The organism is Paenibacillus nitricinens, from assembly GCF_052056485.1.
GTDB classification, from domain to species: Bacteria; Bacillota; Bacilli; order Paenibacillales; family Paenibacillaceae; genus Paenibacillus_AQ; species Paenibacillus_AQ nitricinens.
Genome location: NZ_CP183948.1, coordinates 2,576,950 through 2,591,440, shown reverse-complemented (window position 1 = coordinate 2,591,440; position 14,491 = coordinate 2,576,950). Strand labels below are relative to the sequence as shown.

The following is a 14,491-nucleotide window of genomic DNA, read 5'->3' as shown; positions in this document are numbered from 1 at the left end:
TCCCACCGGCTCATATCAGCTTCACTAATATACTAATTAGTTGGGCTGCGGGCACAATCAGGAGCTGAGCAAATATAGTACCTAGAAATCGTGAACCCATCAATACCACATATATTTTTCCTAGCTGATCACGGTATTCTACATTTTCAGTGGCTTTATGGGTAATAAGACCAAGCTGTGGGTCAATAAATATGGTCAGCAGTATAGTCGCCATTCCGTTAATCAATCCAGAGGCTTGAGAAGCAGTCGTGCTATATTGAGGCATTAGATGAGCAGCATACAAAGATGATATGACCCCTACGGTGTAAAAGGCTGTAACAAAAACATTCATAACAATAAAACGTTTAGGAATCCCCAAGTATCTGAAGTTATATAGATTCACTTTTGGTTTTCTTATGTATTTTCTAGTATTTTTTAACTGCCCGATCGTTACGCTCGTAAGCAGCTTGGGAATAGAACCCTCGATTTCAAGCTTTGAGATGATTCTCCCAAACAAGCCTACGAAGGTTGGAAAAATAGCAATGGCTATTAATGTCCCTAATGAAGAAGCTAATAATATAATTCTCAAGTAATTAAGTAGTGGGAAATCAGAATGTATTTTGGCATAATCTACGAATTTAGCCGTCAGTGGAGCTTGAATCATGTTTGCAGTTCTTGACACGAGAACAATAATGCCTGTCAGAGACAAAGCAATAGCTATCTTGTTCAGCTTCACCCCGGCGTATCTTACCGAATAAGATAACGTTTCTGCTGTATGAATAATCATTGTAAGCAAGCATACTACAATCAAGCTATTTACCATTTGTAGGTTCATCTCCATTGAGAACTATTTATCTATTCGGTGCAGTTTTGAGCGAAAGTATTGATCCAGTCCGTAAGAAAGCGTAATTCCAACGGTATATCGTACAAGGTCAATCCATAGGAATCCCTTTCCGAGAATCAACCCTCCGGGTACGGTATCACGGATGCTGTTGATCCACTCTGCTTGATACAGTTGGCTAAATTCTATGCCGAAGCTAAACATCAGGCTCCACATAAAAGCGATCCACAGCTTCCGGTTCACTAGCAATACACGAAACATAAAGTAAACCATACTGCCCCACAGCGCGTCTCCAAAATGTCTCGTTACAAACAAGGGTAGCTGTTCCGAGAATGCTCTAGAGCATAACCCCAGTACAATAACAATTAAGCAGATGCATCCATAAATAACTCTTTCTTTTAAAGCCTTGACTCTCATTTCCATCCTCTATCCTGCGTCTGACTTGAAGTTTATGCTTGATATAATATTAATCATCACAATATAAAACGGATAAATAATCATGGCCCCTATTATGATTAACCCTGTTACTGGTACTGGTTTATCCGCAGCTTCTGTAATCGGGAACCATGCTGCGAATAAATTAATGAACAGAATCAAATATGGATACCACAGGATCGTAGTGAAATACTTGGATTTTTTACCGTTCAAATATTTTTTTGTCATCCAAACAAACCCAATAGAACAAAATATAAATAACACAAATATGAAGATAAGCTCTAAGTTATTTACTTTATCCAGCTCCAAGCCAGAAATTCTACTAATACGATAAATATTCACTAGTAGCTCTATTACGACAAACAACATAAAGGCATAAAGTACGCTTAACGAATTAAGCTTAATAAAATATTTCATTTACTCAGTACTTCGGGGTTCCACATTCGTTCCACACTAGTAAGCTCTAATTCATCAAATTCCAGCCTATAAATATCTGGTTTCGAAGTCTGCTCAAAGAACTCATAACCATACTCTTTATTGAAGTAATTCAGGATAATGGTCATGATATTCCCGTGGGTACCTAGTGCAATTTTGCCGCCTTTATTTCGCTGGATCAATTGCTTCATGATGGGGATCGCACGCTCTTGCGCTTCCTGAGTACTCTCTCCATTCGGCATTTTATATTGTAAGTCTGTGAATGATGTCCGGATCGCCTGAAGAAATTCTTGTTCACTGATCTCGATCTCCATGCTTGCTATGGCTCTTTCTCTAAATTCCTCATACAACTCAATTTCATGCTCCGAAGCTTCAGCCAAATATTTAATGGTATCTATCGCTCGTCTATAAGGACTGGAGACAAAATGTGTGATCTCTTCCTCCGCCAACAGTTCTTTAATTCTAAATGCGTCCTCATGACCTTTATCAGATAATCCTCGTTCTCTCTCATCCCCAAGCACAAAAGGTGATACGGCGTGTCTAATCATATAAATAAAAGTCTTCATGAATTACTCCTCTCCAGCTCATTCAAATATCGTCTTTGTCACTTCGCGGTCTTTCTTGAAAATCTCCACTGGATAGGGAATGGCCATCTCGGGCAGCTCACTCTCTTTAAAGAACTTAAATTCTTCGACTTCTCCATCCATTGCTCTCAGCGTTCCACGGATGATAGAACACTCAAATACGATGACTGTATATTCCACCTGATCTCCATTGTTATATTCGTATCTATATTTCCCTCCGCCAAAAACCCCAAGAATGGTAGTAGGATGCACCATTAATCCAGTCTCTTCATATACTTCTCTGCGCAAAGTTCTTCCCGGTCGTTCCCCTGGCTCGATGGCGCCTGCTGGCAATCCCCACAAGGACTCTTCAGGTTTTCGAATAAACAGAATTTCATCTTCTTTATTTCTTATTACTGCAGCTACGGAAGGCATCATTAATAACTCTGAACCCACTTTTCCTCGGATCTCCTGATAATACTCAGACATCGGCACGTTATTCATCCACCCTCTCACACTGTTTTATAGAACTAGATCCATTTTCCTCCGGCTTCCCAAAAATCCACATTATGTATATATTAGACATCTCTGTGATGGAATCCTTTAGATTCGGCAATATGCTTAGCGCAGAACAAAAAAAGCTTCCGAACGGCTCAATACTTTCTGAGGTCCGGAAGCAGTTACAATGAGGTGAGACTTTGAGCTTAATGTTTCCCTTTGTAGCCGGCAAGCTGTACGATCATGATGACAAGAACAAGCAATGAAATGAGCTGGTCAATACTCATCTGCGTCCGCCTCCAATCCCAAATGAAGGATGGCTCTTCGGACGGCATTTCCTCTCCCAAGGACACTGCTTCGTTCCCCTTATACACACTATGTAACATGAGTTCCAATTATTACTTCCACATCATCTAGTTGATCTTCGCCGAACACTTTAAAGCCATTTTTGGACAAGACGTCCTTCCTCATACCACTTCAAGAAATGAGCATCCAGACACGGCACATCACCATTATACAAAACTGATATGTTTGTGCTTCATATACAAAAGAATGCTTATGCTGCCCATATAGACATCATTAATCTTGATATTGGGGGGTCTTCTCACTTCTATACCGACTCCAGCAAGTCCACAATAAATCAGCCATAAGATAGAGTCCCACGAAAGGATAAATAATTCCCCAAACGTTATGGACTTGTGAATATAAAAGCTCCATGAACGGCTGAATCCCAAATACACAAGCTACCGATAGCGCCCACCAATATAGGGAGAATCGAAGGCAAATATGCCCTTGCAGTTGATAAGACATCCCTGAGTAATCCCACCATTGCTTTTGAAAGACAGTCTTCAGCAACCAACCACTTACATATTCAACAGCTGAAGGAACGACTAACGCAAGCAGGAGGAAAATTGGGAAAGGCAGGGTTAAGTCTCTGGCAATCAGTAGAAGCAGTGGTGCAAATCCATACATTGGTTTAAAAGGACCTTTTAGAAAGCCTTCTTTGCGAAAGCTTCCATTACTATATAAGTTATATGTACCCTCCAATACCCAGCCTAAAAAAGAGTAGATCATAAAATAAAAGAAATATTGGCCCGCCACTGCCATCGCAGGTTCTCCGCTTGAAGAAAATATAGAAGTCATCATGTTTATACACCGCTCCTAGTTGTCATTATTTTCTTAAATATCCATCCGGCCCTATTATGCCTAAATCCTTCAGGAGATATGCGCAACAAAAAAGACATAACCCATAGGTTATGCCTTCATTACAAAATATAAGGAGTGAAGTGGATTCTCTAGCCTTCCACGCTTATGGTTTAAGTTGTTCTTCAGGATTCTGAGCCGGGATCAGCGACTGATCGCCGTATTGTTTCTTTAACGTATCCATTGTCAGCTCACTGCGTACGCCAAAGTTTGAACCATATTTTTTCTCAGAGTTACCTGCTAGAGCCTCGCCACGTTTTTGCCGATATCGGCTGTTCTCGTTCCGACTACGCATTTCATTTCCTCCCTGCAACAAGAATGGCTGAGATCTGTGGAATTAGCGAAAAGCAACGACGAATTTGGATAAAATACTCTGATGAGGTTGTACTTGATTCCATTATACAATAATTACTAAAACGATCTCAAGAAAAAACAGACTGTCCGATGAAGGACAGCCTGTCTTCCGAATCATTTAGTCTAAATCGTTAGGAAGCGGATCAGGATGAGAGGACTCTGCAGGTTTGGCTACCCAATCGTCTGCTTCTGGCTCGATGTCCACGCCATTCTCCATCTTCTTAATTTCAGCTAATGAATCGCCGTCTTTATTTTCCTTGTTGCGGATTTCCGCTTCATCTTGAGAATAATCTGACATGTGAAATCCTCCTCAGGTGCTTTGCTTTATTTGTTCCTTAGTTATAGTTACCCGATGGAGTGTTTTGCAAACATAGTTATGATGTTTGAATTTAAGGGTACATGATCCAAGCTACCACCGGACCGATACATGAACCGACAATAGCACAGACGGTCATCGCTACGGAGCTCATTGAAACTGACTGTTCTCCATATTCCAGTGCCTTTGCAGTTCCAAGTGCATGAGAACCCGTTCCTAACCCGATCCCAATCCCAACTTCGCTTCGAATCTTAAACAGCTTAATAATGAGAGGACCGCCAATCGCACCTGTAAATCCGGCAATCATTACAAATACGGAGGTTAGCGAGGAGTCCCCGCCTAAACCATTCGAGATCTGTATCGCTACAGGTGTGGTGATCGACTTTGGCAATATGGACAAAACATATATTTTAGAGAATCCTAGCCCTGCCGCCAAAAGCAAACCACTAAACATCCCTATTAACAAACCTACAATAGCGCCCCCTAGGATCGCCGGAAAATTCTCAACTAACACATTACGTTGTTTATATAATGGATAGGCTAGCGCCACTACAGCAGGTCCCAGTAGCTGATTAATCCACTGACCACCTATCATATATGTATCATACGGAATATGGAAGTATAGAAGTAGTGCTACAACAAGGGCTGTGGCTGTTAGTGCGGGAATAAGAACAGGAAACCGAAAACGTCTATATACCACGGACATCAATAAATAAATTGCAACATTAAGCAGGACAATTCCTGTCGCGATAAAAAACATTATATTTCCTTCCCCTTTTCGCTTAAGCTCTTGCTGTTCCAGCCCGCCTTACTCTTGTCTTTCAAGGTTGAAAGCCATTGACTGGTATGTGCTGCGACTGCAATAGTGAGCACGCTGCTAACGATAAGAATCAAGATTAACAGCAAACCTCTCCCACTAAAAATATCCATATGCTTCACGATCCCAGCCGTCGCTGGAATAAAAAATAACGGAAGATAAGCTAATATTGTTGTTGCACCCTCTTCAATCCACTTCACTGGTACAACCTTGAATAGCAATAAAACAAAGAGCAGAAGTAATCCGACGATACTCCCAGAAACAGGAAGATGCAGCTGCTTTTGCAGGAAGTCTCCAGCCAAGTAGAACAAATAAAGCAGGAACACTTGGATAATTATGCGAATGATTTTCATGATGCAGGATCCCTTCATTATTAAATTAACTCGATAAAGCTTAAAATGGGTCACCTCAATAAGAGTATCAGAGTTTTCATGAAAATTTCAATTACTTTTCGAATCTTGTAAGAATTAAACAAAAATAACCTGTATGATCTCCGGAACGCCGGAGACTTTACAGGTTAGTTATTTTCGTTATGCTGCTCTAAATTGAAATCCCAGCTTATTTAAACCCACTGAATGACTTGCTCTGCGCTTTGTCGTGTTTTTCCACGCGGTTCATTCAAACGATATCCAAAGGCTACCATGCAGGAGATTCCAAAATGTTCGGCCTCCATAATCCCCTCTTCGGTAAGAATCTGCTCTAGCTTCGCCTTATCGAAACCTTCCATTGGGCAAGAATCTATTCCGATTAAAGCGGCTGATGTCATCATATTACCAAGGGCTATATAAGTCTGCCGGCAGCTCCATTCGAACATTGCCCGCTCATTCTCCATCAATCCGAAATCAACCTTCAGGAACTTATCGTACATATTACCTTTCCCTTCCATCACTTCTGGAGGCAGCGCCTGGACATGCTCCATCATCCCTTTAATATAATCTGAATCAGCAGACATATCTTTAGGAAGACGGGAGAGAATCAATACAAAGTGACTTGCAGTTGGCAATTGCTTTTGTGCTCCCCAGGCATGAGTTCGTAATTTCTCGCGTATTTCCGGACTTTGTACTACGACAAAACGCCAAGGCTCAAATCCGAATGAACTTGGTGACAGACGTCCTGTTTCCAGAATAAACTGAAAGTTTGACTCACTAATTTTCTTATGACTATCAAATTCTTTAGTTGCATGTCTGAATTGGTAGGCAGACAGGATTTCATTTTTGTTTAATGATAAAGTACCCATATTTAACACTCCTTTTGTTTGCTTAGAACCAACGACCCATTTGACTGTTTGCCGTTCTCATGCATAATATTAGAATATATATCACTTCTTTAAAAGTACGCACATTAATGTTATGTAGTATACAAAATGATACTATGGGAGTTGAACGGCTATGCGTGATCGAAAAGGTGGATTCGGAGATCACCCAGAAAGCAATAAGGAAGCTTGCCCTGTGGAATTTACGCTCGATGTTATAGGAGGAAAATGGAAGGGGATCCTCATCTATCACTTAATGGATGGAACGAAACGCTTTAACGAATTTCGACGGATATGCCCAGGAATCACTCAACGCATGTTAACCTTGCAGCTTAGAGAGCTGGAAGAAGATGGAGTTGTTCACCGTGAGGTCTACCATCAGGTTCCCCCGAAAGTCGAATACTCGTTAACTGAATTTGGCAAGACGCTGACCCCTATTATTAAACTCATGAAAGACTGGGGAGAGGTTTACAAAACAAAACAGCTTTCCGCAGAAAGCTGTCCAGAAGGTATGGATATTACGGTGTAGCTCAAAGCTGCACCTTCTATTTTTCAAAAAATGCTTCAGCCTTTTCCTTATGTTCATCCGTAACCTGACCTGAGATCGCTTTGATTCCTGCTGCAATAATTGCAGCATCATCCGTAAATCCAAGTCCGAGAATCGCATCCGGTATCGCATCAATCGGGGAGATGAAATAAGCCAACGCTCCGAAGGCAATTCCTTTTGCCCATAAAGGGGTCTTTGCGTCGACTGCGCAATAATACATCGCAATAGCATCTTTAGTAAATGGGATCTTGCCTGCGAATTTTTTAGTTTTTGTCCAAAAATTCCGCGTCACCATCTCCTCGTTCTCTTTACTGTATGGAAACTTCTCTGCTGTGAGTTCCGTGGTGATCTTATCATCATCTTTCTTCATTAGAATTTCCCTCCGCAAGGTTCATATGAAGTTCATACAGTCAGTATACCCTCAGCTATTATTTATATCTTTAAGATAAACTATAGCTCGTTCTATGAAACTTACACAATATCATTTAATTTCTTTGATTTTATTCAAATCACTGCTGCATAACGCTTCAAGATTCTTAAAGATTCGCTCGGCATCCCAATCCCACCACTTAAGCGCTTCTAAATATTCGATCAGTTCGTCATCAAAACGTTGTCTAATTACTTTACATGGATTTCCTCCAGCGACACTATAAGCCGGGATATCTTTCACAACTGTTGAATTGGCCGCGATGACGGCTCCATTTCCAATATGTATACCCGGCATAACCGTAACATTCTGTCCAATCCACACATCGTTGCCGATCACCGTATCTCCCTTTATGGGTAGATCTGATAGTTCTGGAACCGCATGCTCCCAGCCATTAGACATGATATTAAAAGGGTAGGTCGTAACGGAATTCATTCGATGGTTCGCACCATTCATGATAAATTCAATACCTTTAGCAATCGCGCAGAATTTCCCAATAATAAGCTTATCCCCAATAAAATCATAGTGATGAGTCACATGCTCCTCAAACTTTTCCGCACCGTCTATATCATCATAATACGTATAATCGCCAACCGTAATATTGTTTCTTGTAATCACATTTTTGATATAACAGATGCTTTTGATCTGTTCATTTGGATAGAGCGCATTCGGATTGGGTCCATATTTCTCCATAATAAAGCCTCTCTCTCTTTTTTTGATAAAACATACCAGAGATCAAAGATCTTTTCAAATAAGTACGAATCATGAACATAAAAAGCGGCTACCGTGTGGTAACCGCCATTACAAGTACTTTATCGCTTTGATAAAACATCTACTTCGTATTGCTTCACATCGCTCAGCCAGCTTTCTCGGACAGGCACACCATTCGTCGCACAATAATAATCCCAAATAGCTCCGAACGGATAAGATTTCAATTCCTCTACCAGTGCAAGTCTAGTAGTATAATCTCCATCCAGTTCAATTTGCTTCAATAGCTCTATCGGTTCCAGCATCGCACGTAGCAGGGCTTTGATTGTGTTACGTGTTCCGATCACCCAAGCGGCAATGTGATTAATACTTCCGTCAAAGAAATCAAGTCCAATATGAGTTCTTTCTAGGAATTGACCTCTAACTAGTTCACGAGCAATCTCCAGCAGTTCATCATCCATAGTCACCACATGATCACTGTCCCAGCGTACTGGACGGCTAACATGCAGCAACAATTGATCACCAAACATCAGCCAAGAGGATAATTTATTCGAGATAGTCTCGGTTGGGTGGAAATGCCCAGCATCGAAGCATACCGCTTTGCCCCGGCTTAGTGCATAACCCATATAAAATTCATGCGAACCTACCACATAACTTTCCGAGCCAATTCCGAACAGCTTACTTTCTACAGCATCAATGTTATATTGCTGATCGATCTCCTCGCTGAAGATCTCGTCCAGTGATTGCTGAAGTCGCACTCTCGGTGACAGACGGTCGATCGGTGTATCTTTATATCCATCTGGAACCCAGAAGTTGGTTACACAAGGCTGACCCAGTGCCTGACCGAAAGATTCGGAGATTCGGCGTGAAGCCTTGCAATGAGCAATCCAGAAGTTGCGGATTTCAGGATCCGAGTGACTTAGTGTGAAGCCATCATTAGCTTTTTCATGAGAGAAGCAAGTGGGATTGAAATCTAATCCTAGTCCCTGCTCCTTAGCCCATTTCACCCATCTTTCAAAATGCTTAGGCTCTAACGCATCAAGATCTACTGTTTCTTCCGTATCGGCATAAATAGCATGTAAATTAACTTTATGACGTCCTGGGATAAGTGCTAGTGCTTGCTCCAAATCACGGCGCAGTTCCTCCGGATTTCTAGCTCGCCCCGGGTAACTGCCCGTGACCGCGATCCCGCCACTTAGTTCCTCTTCCTTATTCAGGAAGCCCTTTACATCGTCTCCTTGCCAGCAGTGTAATGAAATTTTGATTGCTGCAAGCTGCTCTAATACTTTATCTACGTCAATGCCGTGCAGTTCGTAGAGCTTTTTCGCCTCATTATAGCTCGTCTGAATGCTCCTTAAGCTTTCTGTATTCTGCTCCATGCTTGAGCCTCCTGTTATTGTCTTTGTGATTTCATTTAGGGGGATTTTTGCTCCACTTTGGCACGTTTTCCGCTTTTTCCGCCCGATGAGAGGGATTTATACCCCTTTTTCACTCACTTTCCGCTTTTCACTCCCAATGTGGGGTATTTTCGCCCTTCTCCGCTCACCCGCAGCTATTTCACCAAATCAAAGTTACTCTTAAACGACCTGCAGCCGAGCAAACTCAGCCAATGCCGCGGTTTTTAGGGAAGCGTCCATCTCATGTGGAATGTAGATTGTTACATCAAATGAACGATATATAATTTCTCTTGCTTCTTTAATATTTGCGACCGTACCCACACTGATCATTTGCATAACTACATTACCTAATGCGGTGGATTCCGTTGGACCAGCGTAAATCTCCATCGCTAGCAAATCCGCCGCAACTTGGCATAGCAAACCATTATTCGCCCCTCCGCCTACAATGTGCAGACGCTCCCACTTCTCGCCGGTTAATAGCTGAAGATCCTGAACATAGAAATAGTAAGAAAGAGCAAGACTGTCAAACACACATCTGGCAATCTCCCCTGGTGTCTTTGGTACCAACTGTCCGACTTCCGCACAATAGCCCTGTATCTCGCTGATCATGTTGGATGGATTCATGAATCGTTCATCATTGCAGTAGATGATGGATCTAAAAGGAATCTCTTGCTCTGCCAGCTCCACCAGTTCGCCAAAGCTGTATTGACCACCATATTCCTCACGAACCTTTTGGATCAGCCACATCCCCATAATGTTCTTAAGAAAACGGAACGATCCGAAGGCTCCCCATTCATTTGTATAATTGCGCTCCATCGCTTCTGGACTTGTGATAGCTGAAGCTCGTTCCACCCCGATGAGTGACCAAGTACCACTACTGAGAAATCCCCATTTGTCGCTACTTGCAGGAACGCCTAGTACAGCTGATGCTGTATCATGAGTGGCAACTGCTATGAACTCACAATCTGGAAGATCACCGCGTGCCGCCAGGTCATCAGTCAATCCGCCAATTTGTTCCCCAGGTTCCGTTAAGGGGGGAAATTGCTCTTTTGAAAGACCAAGCAGTGCCAGTAAATCAGTATCATAATCCCGAGTTTGCAGATTCAGCAGACCCGTGGTTGAAGCATTCGTGACTTCACTAATTCTGCGTCCCGTAAGCCGATAATAGAGATAATCAGGGACCAGCAGGATTGAATGTGCTGCTTCAAGATCTGCCTGATCATGCACAAACAGCTGGTACAACGTATTAATCGGGAGAACTTGTATCCCCGTCTTACCGTAAACGCTTACAGTTGATATATTACGATGTAGGCTTTGTACCGCTCTATCTGTTCTGGAATCACGATAAGAAAAAACTTCATGAATTCGTGTACCCTTCTGATCCAGAAGTACGTAATCCACGGCCCAAGTGTCAATTCCGACGGTACACTGCTCAATTCCTTTTGACTTCGCCTTCTGCAAGCCTTTTACTATTTCAGCAAATAAATAATCGACGTCCCAATAAAGATTACCATTCTTCTCAGAGAACCCATTACTAAAACGGTGGATTTCTGTTAATGATAAGTTTCCTTCCGGTTCTTGCAAGGTTCCGCAAACGACTCTCCCACTAGAGGCTCCAATATCAATAGCAATATGATTCTGACCCTGTTTATGCGCCCCAGCATTCATTCTTAAACAACACTCCTTATCTCCTCATCAACCTACCAGCAAGGCGAATACGATTCCCGGGCCATGCACACCTATCGTCAGATCATTCTCAATATCCGCTGAACGGCTGGGTCCAGAGATAAAGTGGATACCTGCGGGGAGACCCGATTGTCCCGCTTCATCAAAATCAATAAGCACCTCACCCAGACGAGTCTTCAGCCGTTCGAGCGGAATGATGGCAATTAATGCGGTGGGCAAAAGGCTGACAGAGCGCCCTTTATCCGCAGAAGATAACACTGTAATTGAGCCGGTATAAGCAACTGCATAATCCGCGAGCACAATCCCAATATCAGCTTCCGCCGCCCTAGCTTTCCATGCTTCTTGCATATCCGTATTCCAGACAGATACCCGAGTATTTTCAAGCTCCTCTTCTAATCGAAGTGCCGCAAGCTCAGCTACATTTTGCCGAAGAATATAACGGGCGAGCATCTCACTCGCTTTATTGACGATAAAAGCTTTAGCTTCATCCATCGTTGCCACGCGAAACACATGTCCACCTGCACTTTGAAAATTCGCAGTAAATTGATCGATGCGTTCTTCTGGACTCCACTGGAATTCTTGCCAATAATCTGGAGCGCCGCGAAAAGGATGTGCAGGAGCCGTAGTCGTTCTTGGATGCTTCAAGCGACGAGCGATATCGTTCATGAATACCTGCTGTTTCTCACGAGAATCATGGTCCATACGCTCCAGCCATTCTATGTGCGTTTCCTCAGTCATATCCGGGCTCTCCTTTCAGCTCTTCACGCTTTCGCTTCGCTAATAAATCTTCCATCCGTTTCTGTATCGACGGGTCCATCTCGCGAATATTATTGTCTAACTCCTCCTGCAGCCCTTTCCAGCTCTCGCGGAAGGATTCATCCGCCAGCTTCGGAGCGATCCGATAGTTATTCCAGCCTTTCAGCGGCCCAAGCTTAGACGGAATTCCGCCGTCTCTCACAAGCAGCTTTTGTCCGATTCTGCCTACTTTCATCACACTACTGAATCGCTGTGACTTCGCCATAATCGCACCAAAGCCTTTCATGCCAAGACCTTCCGCTTTGTCTCCGTAACCTCGCTCTACCTTACGCCGACGTAAATAGATAAGCATATCATGCAGAGGGATTTTGACTGGACAAGCTTCATAACACGCACCGCACAGACTTGATGCACCCGCGATATCATCCCATTGATCTACATTTTTGTTCAGCGCTGGGGTCAACACCGCTCCGATCGGTCCACTATAAGTCCCACCATAGGCATGACCGCCAATATGACGGTAGACAGGGCAGGCATTCAGACAGGCTCCACAGCGGATGCAGTTCAGTAGCTCCTGAAATTCTGGATCGCCTAGCTGCTCAGATCGACCATTATCAAGGATAATAATATGCTGCTCTTCCGGCCCGTCCCCGTCATCCCTCCTACGGGGTCCCGAAATACCGGACATATACACTGTTAGCTTCTGGCCAGTTGCTGAACGAGGCAATAACGTAGCCATCACCTCAAGGTCGCTCCAGGAAGGAATAATCCGCTCCATCCCCATCAAAGTGATTTGCGTCTTCGGCAAGGTGGTGACCATACGAGCATTGCCCTCATTCTCGAATAGCACCATGGACCCTGTCTCTGCAATCGCAAAATTGCATCCCGTCATCCCAATATCCGCTTCGAGGAACTTCTCCCGTAGCTTGCGCCGTACAAATCCTGCAAGGATTGTAGTCTCAGGCAAAAGCTCCTCCCCTGCCTCCTTGGACAACAGTTCAGCAATCTGATAGCGGTTTTTATGGATGGCTGGGATAATGATATGAGACGGGGTTTCTCCGGCAAGCTGGATAATATATTCGCCAAGATCTGTCTCAATCGTCTCCACGTCAATGGATTCAAGCGCCGTATTCAAATGCAGCTCCTCAGTCACCATCGATTTTGATTTGACCACGGAAGCCGCTTGTTTCCGCTGCGCAATCTCTAAAGCAATCTTCACTGCCTCTTCACCCGTTGCCGCAAAATGAATATGCGTGCCGTTCGCTCTTGCATTGTCCGCAAATAGATTTAAGTAATAATCCAGATGAGCGATTGTATGCAGGCGAATTTGTCGCCCACGTTCGCGCCATTCTTCCCAGTGCCCATGATCGTTCGCCGCTTTCTGTTTCCCGTCACGCAGTCTTTCCGTAGTAAAGCGAACCGCCTTGCGTAAAAAATCATTATTCAGCGCCAAATCTGCACGCTGTTTTACCGTAGCTGGCTTCACCTTATTCGATTCCGATTTAGTCTGAGCGGCATTCTGACTCATTGTCCACTCACCCCCTCATACAGTAGCTCTGCTAAATGCATGACTCGGACCGGTTTGTGGCGATAACGCAAATTCCCAGCAATGTTCATGAGACAGCCCATATCCAGACCTGTTAAGACTTCGGCTTCCGACTCCAGCACATGATCTGACTTCTCGGTGACCAACGCCCCGGAGATATCAGACATCTTCACGGCAAAGGTTCCGCCAAACCCACAACAGTCCTCAGCAAAAGGTAGTGGTACTAGCTCCATCGCCTTCACATTCTGCATAAGTAACATAGGCTCATCACGAATCCCCAGAATCCGAGTGCCATGACAGGAAGGATGATAGGTAACTTTATGCGGAAATACTGCCCCTAGATCCGTGACGTCAAGCACCTGTACCAAAAACTGGCTGAACTCATAGGATTTACGCTGCAAATTCTGCGCCTTGACCAAATTAACCGGATCATCCTGAAACAGTTTCGGGTAATGATGAAGCATCCCGGTGCAAGACCCGGAAGGAGCAATGACAAAGTCACTGTCTTCGAAAGCCTGCAAAATCGTAAGCGCAGCTTGACGTGCCTCATTCCAATAGCCACTATTGTACGCAGGCTGTCCGCAGCAGGTCTGCACTTCGGGAAAATCCAGCTGCACGCCATATCTGGCTAGCAGACGTGCCATTGCTTCTCCGACCTTTGGGTACACAGCATCACTGATGCAAGTAATAAACATCGATACCTTCATGTCTTCACCTCCTGCAACACTATT

General features: G+C 43.6%; 20 protein-coding genes. 1 reads left to right on the top strand and 19 read right to left on the bottom strand.

Going from position 1 to position 14,491, the window contains the following annotated elements:
* Nucleotides 1–10 precede the first annotated feature (10 nt).
* The 12 genes from ACN6KS_RS11245 to ACN6KS_RS11190 form a co-directional block, all read right to left on the bottom strand.
* A complete protein-coding gene (locus ACN6KS_RS11245; RefSeq protein WP_094870132.1) occupies nt 11–802 on the bottom strand; it encodes a lipid II flippase Amj family protein in 792 nt (263 codons plus the stop codon).
* Between the two features lie 24 nt (nt 803–826).
* Nucleotides 827–1,237, bottom strand: a complete 411-nt coding sequence (locus ACN6KS_RS11240; RefSeq protein WP_440962022.1) for a DUF2809 domain-containing protein — start codon at nt 1,235–1,237, stop codon at nt 827–829.
* A 9-nt stretch (nt 1,238–1,246) separates the two neighbouring features.
* Nucleotides 1,247–1,483 carry a hypothetical protein gene (locus ACN6KS_RS11235; RefSeq protein ID WP_440962021.1) on the bottom strand — a complete coding sequence of 79 codons (237 nt, stop codon included), beginning with the start codon at nt 1,481–1,483 and terminating at the stop codon, nt 1,247–1,249.
* 185 nt (nt 1,484–1,668) lie between these two features.
* Entirely contained in the window at nt 1,669–2,256 is a 588-nt protein-coding gene (locus ACN6KS_RS11230) for a histidine phosphatase family protein (RefSeq protein WP_440962020.1), read from the bottom strand.
* A gap of 18 nt (nt 2,257–2,274) precedes the next feature.
* The gene (locus ACN6KS_RS11225; protein WP_094870182.1) at nt 2,275–2,748 is read right to left on the bottom strand and encodes an NUDIX domain-containing protein; all 474 of its coding nucleotides are present in this window, start codon (nt 2,746–2,748) and stop codon (nt 2,275–2,277) included.
* A 209-nt stretch (nt 2,749–2,957) separates the two neighbouring features.
* Nucleotides 2,958–3,104: a hypothetical protein gene (locus ACN6KS_RS11220; RefSeq protein ID WP_156113097.1), complete on the bottom strand. Its 147-nt coding sequence runs from the start codon at nt 3,102–3,104 to the stop codon at nt 2,958–2,960.
* Nucleotides 3,105–3,330: 226 nt separating this feature from the next.
* Nucleotides 3,331–3,897: a putative ABC transporter permease gene (locus ACN6KS_RS11215; RefSeq protein WP_256989807.1), complete on the bottom strand. Its 567-nt coding sequence runs from the start codon at nt 3,895–3,897 to the stop codon at nt 3,331–3,333.
* Between the two features lie 163 nt (nt 3,898–4,060).
* Nucleotides 4,061–4,249, bottom strand: coding sequence for a hypothetical protein (locus ACN6KS_RS11210; protein WP_440962019.1), 189 nt, complete (start codon nt 4,247–4,249; stop codon nt 4,061–4,063).
* A gap of 177 nt (nt 4,250–4,426) precedes the next feature.
* Nucleotides 4,427–4,606, bottom strand: a complete 180-nt coding sequence (locus ACN6KS_RS11205; protein WP_042126589.1) for a hypothetical protein — start codon at nt 4,604–4,606, stop codon at nt 4,427–4,429.
* A 91-nt stretch (nt 4,607–4,697) separates the two neighbouring features.
* Nucleotides 4,698–5,384: an LrgB family protein gene (locus tag ACN6KS_RS11200; protein ID WP_094870137.1), complete on the bottom strand. Its 687-nt coding sequence runs from the start codon at nt 5,382–5,384 to the stop codon at nt 4,698–4,700.
* Nucleotides 5,384–5,794 (bottom strand): CidA/LrgA family holin-like protein, encoded by a 411-nt coding sequence (locus tag ACN6KS_RS11195; protein WP_094870138.1) that lies wholly within the window; start codon nt 5,792–5,794, stop codon nt 5,384–5,386. The genes ACN6KS_RS11200 and ACN6KS_RS11195 overlap by 1 nt, the downstream gene beginning before the upstream one ends.
* 209 nt (nt 5,795–6,003) lie before the next feature.
* Entirely contained in the window at nt 6,004–6,678 is a 675-nt protein-coding gene (locus ACN6KS_RS11190) for an NAD(P)H-dependent oxidoreductase (RefSeq protein ID WP_440962018.1), read from the bottom strand.
* A 151-nt stretch (nt 6,679–6,829) separates the two neighbouring features.
* On the opposite strand from ACN6KS_RS11190, the gene ACN6KS_RS11185 reads away from it, so the two are divergent.
* Nucleotides 6,830–7,222, top strand: coding sequence for a winged helix-turn-helix transcriptional regulator (locus ACN6KS_RS11185; RefSeq protein WP_094870140.1), 393 nt, complete (start codon nt 6,830–6,832; stop codon nt 7,220–7,222).
* A 16-nt stretch (nt 7,223–7,238) separates the two neighbouring features.
* Here the strand turns inward: ACN6KS_RS11185 and ACN6KS_RS11180 are convergent, their stop codons facing one another.
* From ACN6KS_RS11180 to ACN6KS_RS11150, 7 genes are all read right to left on the bottom strand, one after another.
* Nucleotides 7,239–7,610 carry a YkvA family protein gene (locus ACN6KS_RS11180; RefSeq protein ID WP_094870141.1) on the bottom strand — a complete coding sequence of 124 codons (372 nt, stop codon included), beginning with the start codon at nt 7,608–7,610 and terminating at the stop codon, nt 7,239–7,241.
* Between the two features lie 111 nt (nt 7,611–7,721).
* A complete protein-coding gene (locus ACN6KS_RS11175; RefSeq protein WP_440962017.1) occupies nt 7,722–8,360 on the bottom strand; it encodes a Vat family streptogramin A O-acetyltransferase in 639 nt (212 codons plus the stop codon).
* Between the two features lie 119 nt (nt 8,361–8,479).
* Complete coding sequence (rhaA, locus tag ACN6KS_RS11170) at nt 8,480–9,754, bottom strand: L-rhamnose isomerase (protein ID WP_094875118.1); 1,275 nt, start codon at nt 9,752–9,754, stop codon at nt 8,480–8,482.
* A 198-nt stretch (nt 9,755–9,952) separates the two neighbouring features.
* Nucleotides 9,953–11,440 carry a rhamnulokinase gene (gene rhaB / locus ACN6KS_RS11165; RefSeq protein ID WP_440962016.1) on the bottom strand — a complete coding sequence of 496 codons (1,488 nt, stop codon included), beginning with the start codon at nt 11,438–11,440 and terminating at the stop codon, nt 9,953–9,955.
* A 27-nt stretch (nt 11,441–11,467) separates the two neighbouring features.
* Nucleotides 11,468–12,196 (bottom strand): LutC/YkgG family protein, encoded by a 729-nt coding sequence (locus ACN6KS_RS11160; RefSeq protein WP_094870145.1) that lies wholly within the window; start codon nt 12,194–12,196, stop codon nt 11,468–11,470.
* A complete protein-coding gene (locus ACN6KS_RS11155) occupies nt 12,189–13,742 on the bottom strand; it encodes a LutB/LldF family L-lactate oxidation iron-sulfur protein (RefSeq protein WP_440962015.1) in 1,554 nt (517 codons plus the stop codon). The genes ACN6KS_RS11160 and ACN6KS_RS11155 overlap by 8 nt, the downstream gene beginning before the upstream one ends.
* Nucleotides 13,739–14,467 carry a (Fe-S)-binding protein gene (locus ACN6KS_RS11150; protein WP_440962014.1) on the bottom strand — a complete coding sequence of 243 codons (729 nt, stop codon included), beginning with the start codon at nt 14,465–14,467 and terminating at the stop codon, nt 13,739–13,741. The genes ACN6KS_RS11155 and ACN6KS_RS11150 overlap by 4 nt, the downstream gene beginning before the upstream one ends.
* Nucleotides 14,468–14,491: the final 24 nt, after the last annotated feature.

Coding starts and splice junctions, on each gene's coding strand:
- ACN6KS_RS11160 (WP_094870145.1), bottom strand. CDS start 12,196: ATGACTGAGGAAACGCACATAGAATGGCTGGAGCGTATGGACCATGAT.
- ACN6KS_RS11175 (WP_440962017.1), bottom strand. CDS start 8,360: ATGGAGAAATATGGACCCAATCCGAATGCGCTCTATCCAAATGAACAG.
- ACN6KS_RS11205 (WP_042126589.1), bottom strand. CDS start 4,606: ATGTCAGATTATTCTCAAGATGAAGCGGAAATCCGCAACAAGGAAAAT.
- ACN6KS_RS11245 (WP_094870132.1), bottom strand. CDS start 802: ATGGTAAATAGCTTGATTGTAGTATGCTTGCTTACAATGATTATTCAT.
- ACN6KS_RS11200 (WP_094870137.1), bottom strand. CDS start 5,384: ATGTTTTTTATCGCGACAGGAATTGTCCTGCTTAATGTTGCAATTTAT.
- ACN6KS_RS11230 (WP_440962020.1), bottom strand. CDS start 2,256: ATGAAGACTTTTATTTATATGATTAGACACGCCGTATCACCTTTTGTG.
- ACN6KS_RS11195 (WP_094870138.1), bottom strand. CDS start 5,794: ATGAAAATCATTCGCATAATTATCCAAGTGTTCCTGCTTTATTTGTTC.
- ACN6KS_RS11185 (WP_094870140.1), top strand. CDS start 6,830: ATGCGTGATCGAAAAGGTGGATTCGGAGATCACCCAGAAAGCAATAAG.
- ACN6KS_RS11190 (WP_440962018.1), bottom strand. CDS start 6,678: ATGGGTACTTTATCATTAAACAAAAATGAAATCCTGTCTGCCTACCAA.
- ACN6KS_RS11215 (WP_256989807.1), bottom strand. CDS start 3,897: ATGATGACTTCTATATTTTCTTCAAGCGGAGAACCTGCGATGGCAGTG.
- ACN6KS_RS11150 (WP_440962014.1), bottom strand. CDS start 14,467: ATGAAGGTATCGATGTTTATTACTTGCATCAGTGATGCTGTGTACCCA.
- ACN6KS_RS11155 (WP_440962015.1), bottom strand. CDS start 13,742: ATGAGTCAGAATGCCGCTCAGACTAAATCGGAATCGAATAAGGTGAAG.
- ACN6KS_RS11235 (WP_440962021.1), bottom strand. CDS start 1,483: ATGACAAAAAAATATTTGAACGGTAAAAAATCCAAGTATTTCACTACG.
- rhaA (WP_094875118.1), bottom strand. CDS start 9,754: ATGGAGCAGAATACAGAAAGCTTAAGGAGCATTCAGACGAGCTATAAT.
- ACN6KS_RS11240 (WP_440962022.1), bottom strand. CDS start 1,237: ATGAGAGTCAAGGCTTTAAAAGAAAGAGTTATTTATGGATGCATCTGC.
- ACN6KS_RS11180 (WP_094870141.1), bottom strand. CDS start 7,610: ATGAAGAAAGATGATGATAAGATCACCACGGAACTCACAGCAGAGAAG.
- rhaB (WP_440962016.1), bottom strand. CDS start 11,440: ATGAATGCTGGGGCGCATAAACAGGGTCAGAATCATATTGCTATTGAT.
- ACN6KS_RS11210 (WP_440962019.1), bottom strand. CDS start 4,249: ATGCGTAGTCGGAACGAGAACAGCCGATATCGGCAAAAACGTGGCGAG.